At 67.0% G+C, this 14,427-nt stretch carries 15 protein-coding genes; 5 read left to right on the top strand and 10 right to left on the bottom strand.

Going from position 1 to position 14,427, the window contains the following annotated elements:
* Positions 1–36: 36 nt before the first annotated feature.
* Positions 37–648 carry a TetR/AcrR family transcriptional regulator gene (locus tag IU450_RS34390; protein ID WP_195153887.1) on the top strand — a complete coding sequence of 204 codons (612 nt, stop codon included), beginning with the start codon at positions 37–39 and terminating at the stop codon, positions 646–648.
* Positions 649–754: 106 nt separating this feature from the next.
* Here IU450_RS34390 and IU450_RS34385 read toward each other — a convergent pair whose 3' ends face one another.
* Together IU450_RS34385 and IU450_RS34380 are read right to left on the bottom strand one after the other, a co-directional pair.
* A complete protein-coding gene (locus IU450_RS34385) occupies positions 755–1,387 on the bottom strand; it encodes an ankyrin repeat domain-containing protein (RefSeq protein ID WP_195153886.1) in 633 nt (210 codons plus the stop codon).
* The gene (locus IU450_RS34380; protein WP_195153885.1) at positions 1,384–2,550 is read right to left on the bottom strand and encodes a hypothetical protein; all 1,167 of its coding nucleotides are present in this window, start codon (positions 2,548–2,550) and stop codon (positions 1,384–1,386) included. The genes IU450_RS34385 and IU450_RS34380 overlap by 4 nt, the downstream gene beginning before the upstream one ends.
* Positions 2,551–3,103: 553 nt before the next feature.
* Here IU450_RS34380 and IU450_RS34375 point away from each other — a divergent pair.
* On the top strand, positions 3,104–4,057 hold the full coding sequence (locus IU450_RS34375) for a hypothetical protein (protein ID WP_195153884.1): 954 nt from the start codon (positions 3,104–3,106) through the stop codon (positions 4,055–4,057).
* An 18-nt stretch (positions 4,058–4,075) separates the two neighbouring features.
* Here the strand turns inward: IU450_RS34375 and IU450_RS34370 are convergent, their stop codons facing one another.
* Positions 4,076–5,296, bottom strand: coding sequence for an alpha/beta fold hydrolase (locus IU450_RS34370; RefSeq protein WP_195153883.1), 1,221 nt, complete (start codon positions 5,294–5,296; stop codon positions 4,076–4,078).
* Between the two features lie 181 nt (positions 5,297–5,477).
* Here IU450_RS34370 and IU450_RS34365 point away from each other — a divergent pair, with 181 nt between their 5' ends.
* Both IU450_RS34365 and IU450_RS34360 read left to right on the top strand, forming a co-directional pair.
* Complete coding sequence (locus IU450_RS34365) at positions 5,478–6,038, top strand: TetR family transcriptional regulator (RefSeq protein WP_228835522.1); 561 nt, start codon at positions 5,478–5,480, stop codon at positions 6,036–6,038.
* A gap of 197 nt (positions 6,039–6,235) precedes the next feature.
* Positions 6,236–7,540 (top strand): serine hydrolase, encoded by a 1,305-nt coding sequence (locus IU450_RS34360; RefSeq protein ID WP_324197929.1) that lies wholly within the window; start codon positions 6,236–6,238, stop codon positions 7,538–7,540.
* 75 nt (positions 7,541–7,615) lie between these two features.
* On the opposite strand, the gene IU450_RS34355 is transcribed toward IU450_RS34360, so the two are convergent.
* The 6 genes from IU450_RS34355 to IU450_RS34330 all read right to left on the bottom strand — a co-directional run bounded on the left by IU450_RS34355 (position 7,616) and on the right by IU450_RS34330 (position 13,167).
* The gene (locus IU450_RS34355) at positions 7,616–8,869 is read right to left on the bottom strand and encodes a cytochrome P450 (protein ID WP_195153880.1); all 1,254 of its coding nucleotides are present in this window, start codon (positions 8,867–8,869) and stop codon (positions 7,616–7,618) included.
* A gap of 231 nt (positions 8,870–9,100) precedes the next feature.
* The gene (locus IU450_RS34350; protein ID WP_195153879.1) at positions 9,101–10,273 is read right to left on the bottom strand and encodes an aminoglycoside phosphotransferase family protein; all 1,173 of its coding nucleotides are present in this window, start codon (positions 10,271–10,273) and stop codon (positions 9,101–9,103) included.
* Positions 10,274–10,393: 120 nt separating this feature from the next.
* Positions 10,394–11,443 carry a fatty acid desaturase family protein gene (locus tag IU450_RS34345; protein ID WP_195153878.1) on the bottom strand — a complete coding sequence of 350 codons (1,050 nt, stop codon included), beginning with the start codon at positions 11,441–11,443 and terminating at the stop codon, positions 10,394–10,396.
* A 217-nt stretch (positions 11,444–11,660) separates the two neighbouring features.
* Positions 11,661–11,957, bottom strand: a complete 297-nt coding sequence (locus tag IU450_RS34340) for a hypothetical protein (protein WP_195153877.1) — start codon at positions 11,955–11,957, stop codon at positions 11,661–11,663.
* 104 nt (positions 11,958–12,061) lie between these two features.
* A complete protein-coding gene (locus IU450_RS34335; protein ID WP_195153876.1) occupies positions 12,062–12,271 on the bottom strand; it encodes a TOBE domain-containing protein in 210 nt (69 codons plus the stop codon).
* Positions 12,272–12,330: 59 nt separating this feature from the next.
* Positions 12,331–13,167 carry a glutamate ABC transporter substrate-binding protein gene (locus IU450_RS34330; protein ID WP_195153875.1) on the bottom strand — a complete coding sequence of 279 codons (837 nt, stop codon included), beginning with the start codon at positions 13,165–13,167 and terminating at the stop codon, positions 12,331–12,333.
* 387 nt (positions 13,168–13,554) lie between these two features.
* On the opposite strand from IU450_RS34330, the gene IU450_RS34325 reads away from it, so the two are divergent.
* Complete coding sequence (locus IU450_RS34325; RefSeq protein ID WP_195153874.1) at positions 13,555–13,773, top strand: hypothetical protein; 219 nt, start codon at positions 13,555–13,557, stop codon at positions 13,771–13,773.
* Between the two features lie 56 nt (positions 13,774–13,829).
* Here the strand turns inward: IU450_RS34325 and IU450_RS40310 are convergent, their stop codons facing one another.
* The gene (locus IU450_RS40310; RefSeq protein ID WP_324197928.1) at positions 13,830–14,303 is read right to left on the bottom strand and encodes a DMT family transporter; all 474 of its coding nucleotides are present in this window, start codon (positions 14,301–14,303) and stop codon (positions 13,830–13,832) included.
* Positions 14,304–14,427 lie beyond the last annotated feature (124 nt).

The raw sequence follows: 14,427 nt of genomic DNA, 5'->3' as shown, positions 1-14,427 counted from the left end.
ATCCGACATACACACTGTATGTGATATCCATAATGTATGGAAGCGTTGCGCGAGAAGTACGCGGAGAACACCCGTCAGGTGCTGCTCGACACCGCAGGACGGTTGTTCGCCGAACGTGAGTACGCGGACCTGTCGGCGGAGGAACTGGTGCGCGCCGCCGGTCTCACCCGCGGCGCGCTGTATCACCACTTCGACGGCAAGCGCGGACTGTTCGAAGCGATCGTGGACGATCTCGAGAATCGAGCGGCCCAACGCATCAGAAGCGCGATCGACTCGGTCTCTGACCCATTCGAACGCGTCGACCGTGGCGTGGAGGAATTCCTCGACGTCTGCGCCGAACGCGAGTACCGGCACGTGGTGCTCCTGCAGGGCCCGATCGGCCTCGGCTGGCAGCGCTGGCGTGAACTGGATCAGCGCCATCTCGGCGGCTTGGTCGTCGAGGCGGTACGCAATCTCCTGGACGTCGCGCTCATCCGGCCATACCCCGCCGAACTGATCGCCAGTGCGTTCTACGGCGCCCTGACCGAACTGTCACTGACCATCACCGAGACCGACGACCGGCACCGCGCTCGCGGCCAAGCGGCGAGCCTGGTGCACGACCTCCTCGAAGGCTTGGCGGCCGGAGCCGGCTCACGATCACCCTCGTGATCGCCCCCCTATGTGGATCGGTCCAACGCCCAGAAGGCGTGCTGCGTCGGCCCGCCGGGGCGCGGCCGGGTCCCCTTATCGATCGAGTGGCCGAGAGGGTCATCAGTCAGGAAGGTTCAGGGCGGGTGGCGCGCAGCAACGCCGCGATTTCGTCCACGGCGGCCGCGTTCTCGTCGGTGCGCTCCGGCAGTCGTTCGAGCGCGCGCCGATAGTCGGCGTCGGGGGTGTGCGGATTCGCGCCCGCCGCGAGCAGGGCGCGGACAGTGGCGACATCGCCTCGGCACACGGCGAGCCCGAGCGGGGTGACCCCGTCCAGCCCGCGCGGGCGTTCGAGCGTCGCACCGGGACCGCACAGCAGCACCAGCCGGATGAGTTCGGGATCACCGGATTCCACCGCGCACAGTAGCGGCGTGTCGCCCTCCGAACCGACCGTGTCCATGGACGCGCCCGCGGCCGCCAGCAGGCGCACCGCACCCCACTGTTCGCGGAAGAACGCCATCAGCAGCGGCGTGGCATCGCGGTCGCCGTCCCACCCGTCGACATCCGCGCCGTGCCGGAGGAGTAGGACGATCACGTCGGTCGAGCCGCCGTCCTCCAGCTCCTCGAGCGCGGCGTGCAACGGCCGCCAGCGGGGTGCGCGGTTCTGGAGACCGTTCGGGTCGGCGCCCGAGGCCAAGGCCGCGGCGACCCCGGCCACGTCGTGGTCGGCGATGAGCGCGAAAAGGTTTCCTGCGGTCATTGATTCGCCATCGGGTGCCCCGGCGCGCAATTGACCGCCTCCAGCGCGAGGCACTGATTGATCGCGTTCTGGATTTCGGCGATGGCCTGCTGGTGGCGGGGGTCGGGTACACCGCCGAAACACCGGTTCTGGATGTCGTTGCGGATGGCCAGGCAGTCCCGCAGCGCCTGGATTCGCAACCGGATCAGCGAGCACGGCATCCGGTCGAGCTTCTTCGGACTCACCTTGGACGGACTGCAACTCTGCCCGGGAATGCGCCCGCAGATCCTTTCCTTCTCGGCCTGCAACCGGTCCAATTCCTCGTTCTCGCACGTCTGGTTGGGGTATCGGCGGGTGGATGTCACCGGGGCGGTGGTCGGTGTGCTCGTGGTGTTCGCGGCGCGCACCGTGTCCGGGTGGCGCAGCAGGATGTAGCCGGCGCCGATCGCCGCACCCGCCGCGATCAGCACGACCGCGCCGACCACCCATCCGGGCGGCCCGGTGGCCGCCTCGATCTCCGCGCCGCCGGCCGCCTCGATCGCCAGCAGCCCCTCACCGGCACTCATCAGCGCCGCCCCCAGCGAGCCGCCCTCGACCACCGCCGTGCTCGTCGCCGCGACGCCCTGCGCGGCCGCGATTCCCTGCGCGGCGGCAATGCCTTCGCCCGCAAGCGCTTCCGTGGCGAGCAGCCCCGTCGGGACACTCGAACTCGCGCCCGCGCCGCCGACGCCGACCATCCCGGCATAGGCGACCACCGGCGCGGCCCCTGCCAGCGCCGACGCCGGAATGACCCGCGACAGCACGCGGTTCATCGCCGGATTCGTGGTCGGGCGCTGCGCGTCGATCTGCGCCAGAGTCGACAGCAGTTCGAAATCGACCGCCGAGACATCCGCGCCGGGGCCGGGATCGACCGGCGGACAACTCTGGGTGCTCGGGTCGCACACTCGCTGTACGGTCTCCGCCCCGCGATCGTGCTCCCGCTCCTTATCCGCGCATTCCTCACACGGCGTCGCCCCGCACCGCTGGACCGTGACCTGCCTCGCCAACAACTGAGCGACCGCCGCATTCCCGGCGGACCGCTGTAGCAGGGCGATATTCCCCGGACCGGGACTCCCCGCGGACGTGCGGGAGTGATGCGCCGGACGCACCTGCGCGGTGGTCTCGTAATTCTCGGCAATGCGCATCGGTGGCCTCCGCGGCTGATGAGCGTGCGACCGCTTCGACCGCACCGAACCGCGGCCGACGCAAGCGTGATCGATCGTACGTTTCACACGCCCCGCACGACTCGATTTGCCCTTACGGGCAGCCAACCCTGCCCCTTCGTGCAGGAGCGACTCGGAGCGTTCGTTCCCGGCGGGTCGGTCCCACGCGTCGATGACGCGGGCGATCATCGGTGCGGCGAGGGCGGGGTTTCCGCTACCCCGCTCCCACTGTCACGATTCCACGAGGCATTGCAAACATCGATAGATTCGGGACCGGTCGCCGAGTTGCGAGTAAATGACTACCCGAACCAACGACGGCGCCCTTCGGTGAGCTGACGCGGCGGCGGGGTCGAAGCCGCATTCGACCGGCCGCCCTCGCCGTGCACGCGGAAGTACTGGTCCTCCAGCGGCTGCGTATTCGGTCGGTCGATCTCTGATTCGCGTAGTCGAGTACTCGCGTCGACGTTTGCGGAACGGCCGAGGATGGGGCCTGACTATCGCGGGGGGCGCCCGATCGAACGATAGGAAGCGCGACATGACCGACGCCTTCTTCACTGTGAAAAACCGCCCCCGATCTGTGTCCGGCATCCGACGCGACAGCGGCGGCGTCCCGCAATCACTCGAACGATCCATACCCGACGGCGACACGACCGGCGTCCACGTGCAGGGCAGCATGACGGTGCGGTTCCTCGGAATCGACACCCCGGAAAAGAAGATCGATCTTCCCGGGGCCGACTCCCAGACATCCCTGGACTCCGATGACTGGGAGACCTATCTGTCGGATCCCTTCCGACCCGAATTCGGCGCATTCGAACTCGATCCGTCGCTCGAGGCGCATCTACGAACCAGGATCGGCGCCGGCGCGGCCGCCAATCACCACCAGCACGCCCAGAAGGCCGGCGACTCGCTTCGAGAACTCGTGCAGTCGGACATGACCGCACTCGGCCAGACCGTAGCCGACTTCCATTACTTCCTGGCCTTCGAGTTCGAGGTGTTCGATTCCCACGGCCGCTTCCTCGCCTTCGTCAACCGCGATCAGAAGAACCCCACTGTGCCGAGTCCGCGGCCGCTGACCTACAACGAACGCCAGCTGCAACGCGGAGCCGCGCTGCCGTTCTTCATCTGGCCCAACCTCGATCCCTTCCGCGATATCACCCTGCTCGACGGCGTACTCGAACCTGGCACCGCAAACGACGTCGCCGACAACTCATTGCCGCTGAAACGCGCCCGCGCTTTCGTCAAGCAGGCCCGGGCCGACAAGAAGGGAGTGTTCGATCCGCAGGAGCCACTCCGTTTCGAGGCATTCGAGATCCGATACCTTGCCCGACGCCAACCACCGGACCGTGCGGTGATCGACCTCAGCCGCAACGACGACACACTGCGCGCCGCACAGCGATACTTCGAGATCCCCAACCCAGAAGACCGCCTCTACATTCCGCAGCACTTTGTGCCCCTCTTCATCAGCCGCGGTTGGCGGCTCGAAGACTGAGCGCCTCAGCGGCGCGGCTCAGTGGCACGTCTCTCCGGCTTCGGCGAGCGCTACCGCCGCCTCGTCCGGCGCGTAGGTGGCCAGCGCGGCGAAGAGGTCGCAGATGTCGCTGCGAATCGACGGTGGCAACTGGGCGTGGCGGGCGATGTCGAGTTCGTTGGCGATGGTCAGGACGGCGAAATCACGGAGCTCGGTTCCTTCGATCATCTTCGAGCCGCCGGTGAATCTGTCGGCCACGGGCAAGGGTCGTCGGCCGAGCTCACGGTAGGTGCGCGCGCGATCACATGCGCCGTAGAGGTACACCAGCGCTGCCGCGTCAGGGCCGATGACTTCGTGCAGCCGTCGATGATCCGTGGTCGGCAGCAGGGCGTGCCCGAACCCGGCGGTGCCGTACGACGCGTGACAGATCGACGCCAGCCGGGTTCGCGGCGCGGCGTTCCATTCGACAGTGAGGGCGTACACCCGGCGGAGGTGCTCGAACAGGGTCCCCCCTGGGTGATCGATCCGTTCTGCGCCTAGCGTGCGCTGTAGCTCGAACGCGCGGCGAACGACCTCGTCGGTGGCGAGCCACTTGCTCGCGTGCGCCGAAACGATCCGCGCGAGTTCCGCCGGGGCGTCGCGAGCGACGAGATGCCCGGCGTCCGGTATGCGGGTAACGGTGACGCGTCGGTTGGCCATGCGTAGCCGGTCCACGTCGGCGTCGCCGAGCGGAGACCGTGGCCCTCCCCGCACGAGCAGGATGGGCAGGTCCGATGCCGCGACGATCGCGTGCAGCTCGGAGCGGGAGGCGAGAATGTCGTCGGCGAGCTCGGCGTTGCGCGCGAGGAGCCCGTGGTCGTCGAGCCAGCGGCGGGCCCGACCCGCGTCGACATCAGGAACGACGTCCACGAGCACGAGGCCGGCGACGCGCTGCGCGACGGACGGCTCCGCGAGGGCGTCGACCGCGGCAAACCCGCCGAGGGAGGCGCCCACCACCACGATCGGCGCCGGTTCGCGAGCCACCATCTCGATCACGTCGCCGGCGACCGCCCGCAAAGTGGTTGCTCGCCCGGAACTCTCGCCGTGCCCGCGTAGATCGAAGGCCACCGTCCGCAGTCCGCACTCGGTCATCCCCTCCGTGACCGGTGCCCAGACCTCGCGACGCTCTTCGCCCGCGTGAAGCAGCAGGACCGTGGGGCCCGTGCCGGTCACCGTGCCTCGAAGTGTGACGTCGTGCAGCGTGAGGCTCATGTCTGTCATCGCCGATCCACCTCCGTGCCGAATTGACCTCTCGGCGCCGTGATTTCGAACATCGTCCTGCCCTTTCCGATCTACCTTGAGCTGTCGAGGTAACGGTACGCAGTGAAACCTTGGCCAGTCAAGGTAATATTTGACGGTGACCAACCCGAGAACGCGCAGACCACCGGACGAAGCCCGCCGATTGATCCTCGATGCCGCGGCTTCGCTGCTCGCCGAGGGAGGCGTCGCCGCCGTACAGGTGCGGGCAGTGGCAGCGCGGGTCGGCATGACCGACGCCGGCGTCACGCATCACTTCGGCAATCGCGAGAAGCTGCTCGCCGAACTCCTTCGCCACGGCGGACGGCGGCTTCGAGCCGCGCTCCAGGACGTCGTCGCCGCATGGCTGGAGCACGGCACCGATCTCCTCGACCTCGTCGAGTCGCTCGAGACCGTGTACCGGCACGGCTACGGCGAACTCGCGGTGGCGCTGCACGCGGCGGGATGGCGCGACCGTGGCGCCGGCATGCTCGACCCGGTCGTCGACGCGCTCCATCGGAGTCGACCCCCCGGAAGTTCCCTCGACGAGACGCGCCTCGCGGTCGCGGCCCTCCACCAGGCGATGGCAACCGAGCCCCTCTACGGCAGCGACTTCCGTCGGAGTGCGGGCCTCACCGGCGCCGCAGCACAAGACTCGACCGCTCACCTGCGCTGGTGGGCCGGCCAACTCCAACGCGCGCTCGACATCGAACCGGCGCGCGGTTGACCGAGAGCGATCCAGCACCTGGCACCGCGACGGGCACTTTCGCGTCGTCCGGCGGGCGGCTGCGGTGTCGGTGCAGGTTCGCCCCCTACAAGTGGGGGCACTCAAGGTGGTAACCGGGGGTGAGGTGGGGGCGATGAGCCAGGTGAAGTTCGTCGAGAGCGGAGGCCGGCGTGGGTCGAGGTATGAGAAGCATTGCGGTGGCTGCCATTACGGTGGCCGCGGCGATGCTGGGGGTTGGTGCACCGGTGTTGGCACAGGCCGCGCCGGACGGGGTGAGGCATTGCGCGGTCAGCAGTGGACGGGTACCCGAAACGGCGACGCCGGAGGAGGTCGGACTCGATTCGGCGGCGCTGCGCCAGGCTGTGGCGCTCGCGGCGGATTCGACGCGCACGACGCTGCAGATTTTTCGGAACAATTGCCTGATCGCGACCGGCCCGAACAACACGCGGGCCGCCGGTGTGCCGTGGAATCTATGGAGCAGCACCAAGAGTGTGGTTTCGATGGTGGCCGGGATCGCGGTGGACGAGCAGCGGCTGCGGCTCGACGACCCGATCGGCGCCTATCTGCCGCCCGAGCTCGGTGATGCCGGACATCGCGCGATCACGGTGCGGAATCTGCTCATCGAATCCAGCGGCATGCGGGTGGCGGTGGCCTCCGAGGGCATCACCGGGCTGGCGCAAATCGACCCCAACGTGGTCGCGCAGGCGTTGGCGATGCCGATCGATCAACAGCAGGGCGCCGAGTGGCGCTACAGTCAGCGGGCTGTCGATCTGCTCGTGTACGTCATCCAGCGTGCGGTCGACGAGGACTTCCAGGCGTATGCGCAGCGAAAGCTGTTCGATCCGTTGGGTATTCCGCCGACCGATTACTTTTGGGGGCGTGACCGCAGCGGAAACACCTACGGTTACGCGCATCTGCTGCTGCCGCCGGACGATTTCGCCAAGCTCGGCCTACTGCTCACCAACCGCGGCCAGTGGGGCGGTCATCAAATCATTTCGGCGGATTATCTCGCGCAGGCCGGCCGGCCCACCCCGACGAACCCTTGCTACGGCTTCCTGTTCGTCGTGAACGGGCCGGACTGCGCCAACTACTTTCCCGGTCTGCCGCCGGACGCGATGCAGATGTCGGGCATGATGCGCCAGGACAACTTCATCGTGCCGAGCCTCGGATTGATGGTCAGTTGGACCGGCGTCACGGTTCCGGGGAGCGCGTTGAGCTTCCCGCACGATGTCCTGCGTGCGGTCGGCGCCGCCTTCCGGGAGCCCCGCATACCCGCCGCGGCACCCTACGAACAGCAATCGGATGTCCAACTGTCCGATCCGATGATCTCGAATCCGGACGCGACCCTCGCCGCACTCGGCATCGGCCCGATGGCCTACCCGGGCTGCAACCCGCTGTCCTGCCTGGGCAAGCCCATGTCCGCGCCGTTCGCGAATTGGCCACCGGGCTGCTTCATCCTCGGCTGCGTCGGCCCGCACCCCGCCACCCCTGGAATTCGGTAGCGGCGCGTCTGCACCGGTCGCCGCCGGGTTGCGGCGTGCGCCGATCCCCGTCGGCTGAGTGCGTGGGTGAGATCGTCAGGTGTTCAGCGGAGCGGTAGGTGGGAAGGTGACCGGCAATTCGGTCAGTGCCCTGTGGAAGGGCCCCGGACGCCAGTTCGGCGTCTGGTCCGGCAGGTTCAGTTCGATCTCCGGCAGTGCGTCGAGGAGCTGGTCGATGGCGTCCTGCGCGATCAGGTAGGCCAGAGATCGCGCCGGGCAGGCGTGCGGGCCGAGGCCCCAGGCCAGGTGGGAGCGGTTGCCGGTCAAGTCTCCGGTGCGGATCGCGGGGTCGTTGTTGCAGGCGGCCATGCTGATGACGACGGGCTGGTGCGCGGGCAGCCAGACGTCATCGATGAGGATCGGATGGCGGGGGTAGGTGATCAGCAGGTTCGCCAGTGGCGGGTCGTTGAACAAGACCTCGTCGAGGGCATCGCGGGAGGACAGGTTGCCGCCGAGGAAGCTGTCGCCGAAGCGCTCGTCGGTGAGGATCAGCAGCAGGGTGTTGGCGATCAGGTTCAGTTGGAATTCGATCCCGGTGCCGTAGACCTGTGACACATGGTGGGACGCCTCCACGTCGTCCAGCCGGGCGGGATGCTGGAGAAGTACCGAGGTGATGTCGTGTTGTGGTTCAGCGCGTTTGAGGGTCACCAATTTCATCAGCGCCTCCCCGAGCATCTGGTTGCCCTTTTCGGCGTCGACCCCCTCGAGCAGGGCGGCCGTACCGGCGGCGACCTGCCCGCCGATCTCCGGCGGGCAGCCGAGCAGGTAGTTCACGACTTCGAATACCAGAGGGAATACGTACTGGCGGATCAGGTCGGCGGCACCGTCCTGACAGAAGGAGTTGATCAGCGGAACGGCAAGCCCCTCCACGACGGAGTGGAGGGCATACAGATCGACCTCATCGATGCTTGCGGTGATCGCCCCACGGTAGCGAGTGAAGTCGGGCCCGCTGCTGCGGCTGGCCATGGGCCGCCACTCCAGGAGCGGGAGAATGGGGCAGTCCGCTGGAATGTTCTTCTGCCAGGCGCGCGGGTCGGCGGGAAAGTGCTCGGGGTCGTTGAGGATCCGCACCGCGGTGCTGTAGCCGATCACCAAGGTGGCCGGCACTCCGGGCGCCAACTCCACCGGTGCCAAAGATCCGTACCGTCGGCGCATTTCGTGGTAAGCACGGTGCGGATCCGCCGCGAACTCGGGCGAATACATGGGCGCCCGTGTGACGTCGGAATCGATCGGCGAGCCGTGCCCGACCGGGCACGACTGAGTTGAAACCTGAGACTGCGGCCTGCTCAAGGAGCAAACTCCCAACTGTTGGTATGCACTGCACGATTGCTGAAGTACCGGCTCCCCGCGCAGGCAATGAGCGAGTCGCCGGGTCTACGCCGGAACCGGTCGATGGTATAGCGGACAGAAAACAGGATCGCGAGCGCACGAAAACGTGCCGACCAGAATGTTTTCTGTCCCTCCGCGGCCGAACTCCCGCCCGGCCGCGACGCAGCGATGGGCAGCGGAAGAGGTTCCGTATCAGACGCCGAGAGCGTCCAGCGAATCATGGTCGTCGATGGCCGTGGTGATCCGCTTCAGCAGCGTCAGGCAGGTCTCCACCGGCTGCATCTTGGGTTGATATGCCGCCCTGCCGATCGTGAATGCCCAAGCCGCGTAGGCGAACATGGACTGTTGCCGATACGCCAGCCATGCCTCATCGAAGGACGGAGCCTGGCCGTCGAGGGATCCGAGTTCATCGAGATATGCGGCGAGCAACTCGCGGTTCCAGGCACGGCGGTCCTCGGGCTCGCATCCCGAGTTGACGGTGTAGGCGAAGTCGTGTGCCCAGCCTCCCCGCATCACCACCTGCCAATCGACGAATCCCATACGTCCCGAGCCGGTTGCGTATGTCTGGCCGATGTGCGGGTCACCGTGCAGCAAGGTCTGGGGCAGCTCGTTCGTCGCCTTGTCGATCGCTCGTTCGACACCGGCCCACAGCCGATCCGCCTGGCCGTGCAGGGCCTCCGGAACCACTTCCTGAGCCCGCCGCAAGCCGACCTCGCAACGCTTCTTCATGTCGATGGCGGCGAGATATGCCTGGAGAGCTTCGGTCGTGGATTTGAGGTCGGCGATCGAGGGGTGGTTCCAGAAGGTGCGGTGCAGCCGGGCGAGATTGCGCACCAGATCTTCTATCTGGTCGCGGGCGACCGGAGCGTTCGGTTCGATGAACCGCGCACCGCGGGTCGAGGCGATGTCTTCCATCAGAGCGATCGAACGCCACGATCCCGCGTGGGCGGCGCCCCAATAGCCGATCGGGGCCTCCATATCGACCTGGGGGCGGAAGTCCCTGAAGAAACGGGTTTCGCCGTCGATCATTTTCCCGCCACCGAGCAGAATCCGCTGGGAGAAGGCTGTTGTCGTCTTCGCGAAGAGATCAGTCGGCAAGCCGGCCTGCTTGCCCCCGTCGTTGTACTCCACGTGTATCGCGACGCGGGTGGATGTTCCGCGGCTGCCGTTGGCGGTTTCGAACGAGAGCACCTCGGCTTCGGGCACATCCCGGCACAGGACGGCGGTCAGCCACTGCGGTGTCAGGGTTTCGCCGGACACCGGGACGTCGTCGACATCCCGGGCTTTCGGCCGGGTCAACTTCTCGCCCAGGATGTGCGCGCCGACTGTGACAGACCGTCCGAGCAACCAGAGCTTGTGGTTCATTCGCTTGCCTCGATTCCGGAGTACGACTTGACGGCCCGAGCAACTGGATCGCCAGTACACGGGCCCGCAGGACAGTAACCCATGCTTTCGGAATCGTTGTAGGACAGAGCTATTGCCGAGCTAGGTAAGCGGGCGTGCGAGTCGACCGACGCTGTGCAGGTGGCGCAGCGCCTGGATGTAGGAGCCGAGGAGGCCGGTCTGGCAATAGGGCAGTCCGAGTTCGGCGCAGTACTCCGCGACCAGCGGCTGGGCTCGGCGCAGGTTGGGCCGTGGCATGGACGGGAAGAGGTGATGCTCGATCTGGTAGTTCAGGCCACCCAAGGCCGCATCGATGAGCCGGCTGCCGCGGACGTTGCGGGATGTGAGCACTTGACGGCGCAGGAAGCCCCTGGAGTCGGCGGCCGTCAGTACTTCCATCCCTTTGTGATTGGGCGCGAAGGTGCAGCCCATGTACAACCCGAACAGACCCTGCTGCACGACGATGAATGCCACCGCTTTGGCTGGGGACAGGACCAGGAACACCGCGCAGAGGTACCCGGTGGCGTGAGCGGCGAGCAACAACGCCTCCCAGGCCCGGTGCGGTATCGCCCACCGCGTCACCGCACGCGCGCTTGCGAAGTGCAGGCTCCAACCCTCCAGCAACAGCATCGGAAAGAACAGCCAGGCCTGGTTCCGGAAGATCAGCCGCCGCAGCCCCCGGCCGGCGCGGGCTCGATCGCCGGAGTGCGCCAACACCCCCATGACGTCGGGGTCCGCCCCCTCGGTGTTCGGATGTGCGTGGTGCCGGTTGTGATTGCTGGTCCACCAGCCGATGCTCACCCCGATGCCGAGATTGCCGAAGAGCACGCCGAACAGGTAGTTCGCGCGCCGTGAGCCGAAGATCTGCCGATGTCCGGCATCGTGACCCAGAAAGGCGATCTGGGCGAACACCACCGCCAGGAACGCGGCGACGCCCAACTGCCACCACGAGTCGCCGACCACCACGAACATCGTCCACCCGGCCGCCAACGCCACGACGGTGAGCGCACTCTTCCACACGTAGTACCGCAGCCGCCGTTCCAGCAGCCCTGCTCCCTGCACCCGACGCAACAACACCGCGTACTCGCTGCCACGCGGAACCACAGCACTTTCCATCACCACGGGCCGCCTACCGTCCTGCTCTCGCGTCATCCGCCGGACCTTATCCGACTACGGGGTGTCCGATCCGATGTCGAGCACAGGACAGCTCAACCTTCTCGGAATAACAGAATGCCGCGCTCGGACCACCACTAGGTAAACAAATGTACCGGTCCGCCACACATCTGCGTGACCACCGACCATCGGAGGCCGTAGCGCCCACGGCGGGCCACCGTCGGCCATCACGGAATTGCTCGCAATGCAGCGACTCTCAGCGTCGGTCGGTGCGACGGATCTCAGCCGGCCCGGTGCGTGGAGCGGGATGGGCCGATGATCGGCGCGCGAAGGACGGGCGCATGCCCACTCCGCCGATATAGGCGGTGAGACCGCGAAGGCCCGCACTCCGCGCCTGCGCCATGCCGCGATGCAACAACGACTCGCCACCGCCCTGCAACAGGCACTCGGACGAGATCGACGCCCTGCACGCGCCCGCGCTCACCGGCGCACCGGTCGGAGCCGTCGACGCCGCGCTCACCTCGATCGCCACCGGCGCCGTCGCGGTGGACACGATCTCCGCCGTCGGCAGCCGAGCAGCCGGAATCGGACGGCGCGGCCACCTGGTGACCGGCGAAGCCCCGGGTGGCGGAAGATCGCGCCCTGCTCGGGCGAGCCTCAGTCCACGCCGAGGGCGACTTCGGTCGACTTGATGAGTACCGTGACCCGCGATCCGTCGGCGAGCTCGAGATCGTCGGCGGCGGCGCGGGTGATGGAGGAGGTTATCTCGTCGCCGCCGGTCAGCCGGACGCGAACGACGGCCATCGCTTCGCCGCGGGTGACCGAGACGACTGTTCCGTTGAGTTGGTTACGGGTGGATAGTCGCATCCGATGATCCTACGCAGCGCAGATGCCCGCGCATCGGATGTTCGAGCTGGGATTCGTGCTCAGTACCGGTCGATGGCGGGCGGTGTCAGCGTCGAGTCCCGGAGCGGACCTATCGTTTCCTCGAACGCTCTCGTCCAAGAACCGTCGGCGATCATTTGCTCGATCGCATCGTTGATCCTGGCGCGGGTCTTCTGGTCGCCCTTCTTCAGGCCGATGCCGTACTTCTCGGTGGTGAACGTGTCGCCGACCAGCTTCAGTTCTCCTGATGCCTGCCCCGCGAAACCGGCGAGGATGATGTCGTCGGTGGTCACCGCGTCGACCGAACCGCTGCGCAAAGCTTCGATGCACCGCGAGTACGTGTCGACTTCCACCAGCTGAACGTCCTTGGCGTAGTTGTCCTTGACGTACTGCGCGGGGGTGGAGCCTCCGACCGAGCAGAGCTTCTTGTTGCCGGTCAGCGACTCGACACCGGTGATGTCGGTGGTCTCCTTCTTCACCAGCAGAGCCTGCCCTGCCACGAAGTACGGTCCGGCGAAGTCGACTTTCTTCTTCCGCTCGTCTGTGATCGAGTAGGTGGCGACGATGAAGTCCACGTCGCCGTTCATGATCATCGTCTCGCGCTGAGCCGTCGGCGCCTCCTTGAAGGTGATGCCCTCTGGCCGCACGCCCAGCTTGCCTGCCACGTACTCGGCGATCTCCACGTCGTAACCCTGGTACGAGCCGTCCGTATCGCGAAAGCCCAGTCCGGGCTGGTCGAACTTGATGCCGATGGTCAGCTTGCCCTCCCGCAAGTGATCATCGATGGTCGCGGCGTCGCTGCCGCCACCGCAGGCGGCTGCGACGAGAGTGACGGCGATCGCCCCGATGCCGAGGCGGAATGGTCGGTTGATCCTCATCGAATTCGGTTCCCTCTCACGGTGCGCTGCCAGGCCGGATCGGAGGCCGGGTGCTGACGACACGTCATCTTTCCCGGCAGAATCGGCACCTGGTTCGAATGCCTTCCCGCTGGTGGAAAGATGTTTCGTCCTCGTGAATGCCGAATCACCGGCTCTGCACCGGTCTTTCTCGGGCGTCGTCGAATTCGGCGATATCGAGGCCCGCCGAAGTGGCTCCCTCGCCCACCGTCATGACACGCTGAGAGGGTGGACAAGCCACACCATGTACTCGATTCGGATCGAGATCCACTTCCTGCCCGAGACCGCTTCCGGTGGTCTGTCGCGCTGCGAGTGGTCGCGTGTGCCATAGGCGTCTGCAGCGGCTCGTTGTGGTTGTGGTGCGGGTTCTTGACGCTCAGCTCGCGCTTCTCGACCGATCCCGGCTACGATCCGCACGGTTATGGGCTGATCTTCGGTACGGTCCTGGCCATTCCTGCTGGACTCCTTACCGCTCTCGCGTCGCCTTTCGTCTTCCCGGCAGGAGGCAGGACCCGTGCCTTCGGCATTGCGCTGTCGGCGTTCGCCATTACCTCGGCGCTGCTGCTGGCGGCGCTGTCGACCGCATAACGTCACCGTCGGCGACGCGGCAGCGTGCGCTCGGGCCGCGCTGCGCGCGGCTTTGTTCACGGCGTCGAGCGTCTTCGGTCGGGGGATCTGCCGACGGCGTTGCAGTTGTCGGTAGGGGTGGTCGAGTCTGGGACGACTCGCTTCTCATGTCTCGGCTCGGGAGGCCGTCCAGAAGCGGTTTCGGGCCGGGCCAGTTGGGCCAGCACCGCTCCGATGAGCAGTATCACCGCCCCGGCCTGTTGCGTCAGCGTGAGCACTTCGCCGAGCAGCAGCCAGGCCAGCACGGCGGCGACCAGCGGTTCCACCAGGGCCAGCACGCCGGCCAGAGTCGAGGGCAGAACGCGCAGCGCCCGCAGCCCGGCCAGGTAGGGCAGCACGGTGCCGACCACGGCCAGTACCAGCAGAGCCAGCCATACCGGGGCCTGCAGGCCGCCGAGTGCCACGGGCGCGGTGAGCCGGCCCGAGGTCGGACTCAGCCCGGTCGCCCGGGCTCGGCTCGGCGCCCGCGCGGCCTTCTCCGGTACGGCCACTCCCACAGTTTCCCTGAGGGGTCACCGTCCTGACCAAAGATTTTCCAGCCGCTGGGCCCAGCGTGCCGGCGGCGGCTCACCAGACGATCTCGAGCTCAGTGGCGGTCTGTCGGTGTCGGTGACA

This window comes from Nocardia abscessus, assembly GCF_015477775.1.
Lineage (GTDB): Bacteria > Actinomycetota > Actinomycetes > Mycobacteriales > Mycobacteriaceae > Nocardia > Nocardia abscessus_A.
The sequence above is the reverse complement of the archived record's forward strand: the minus strand, read 5'-3'. Positions and strand labels throughout refer to the sequence as shown.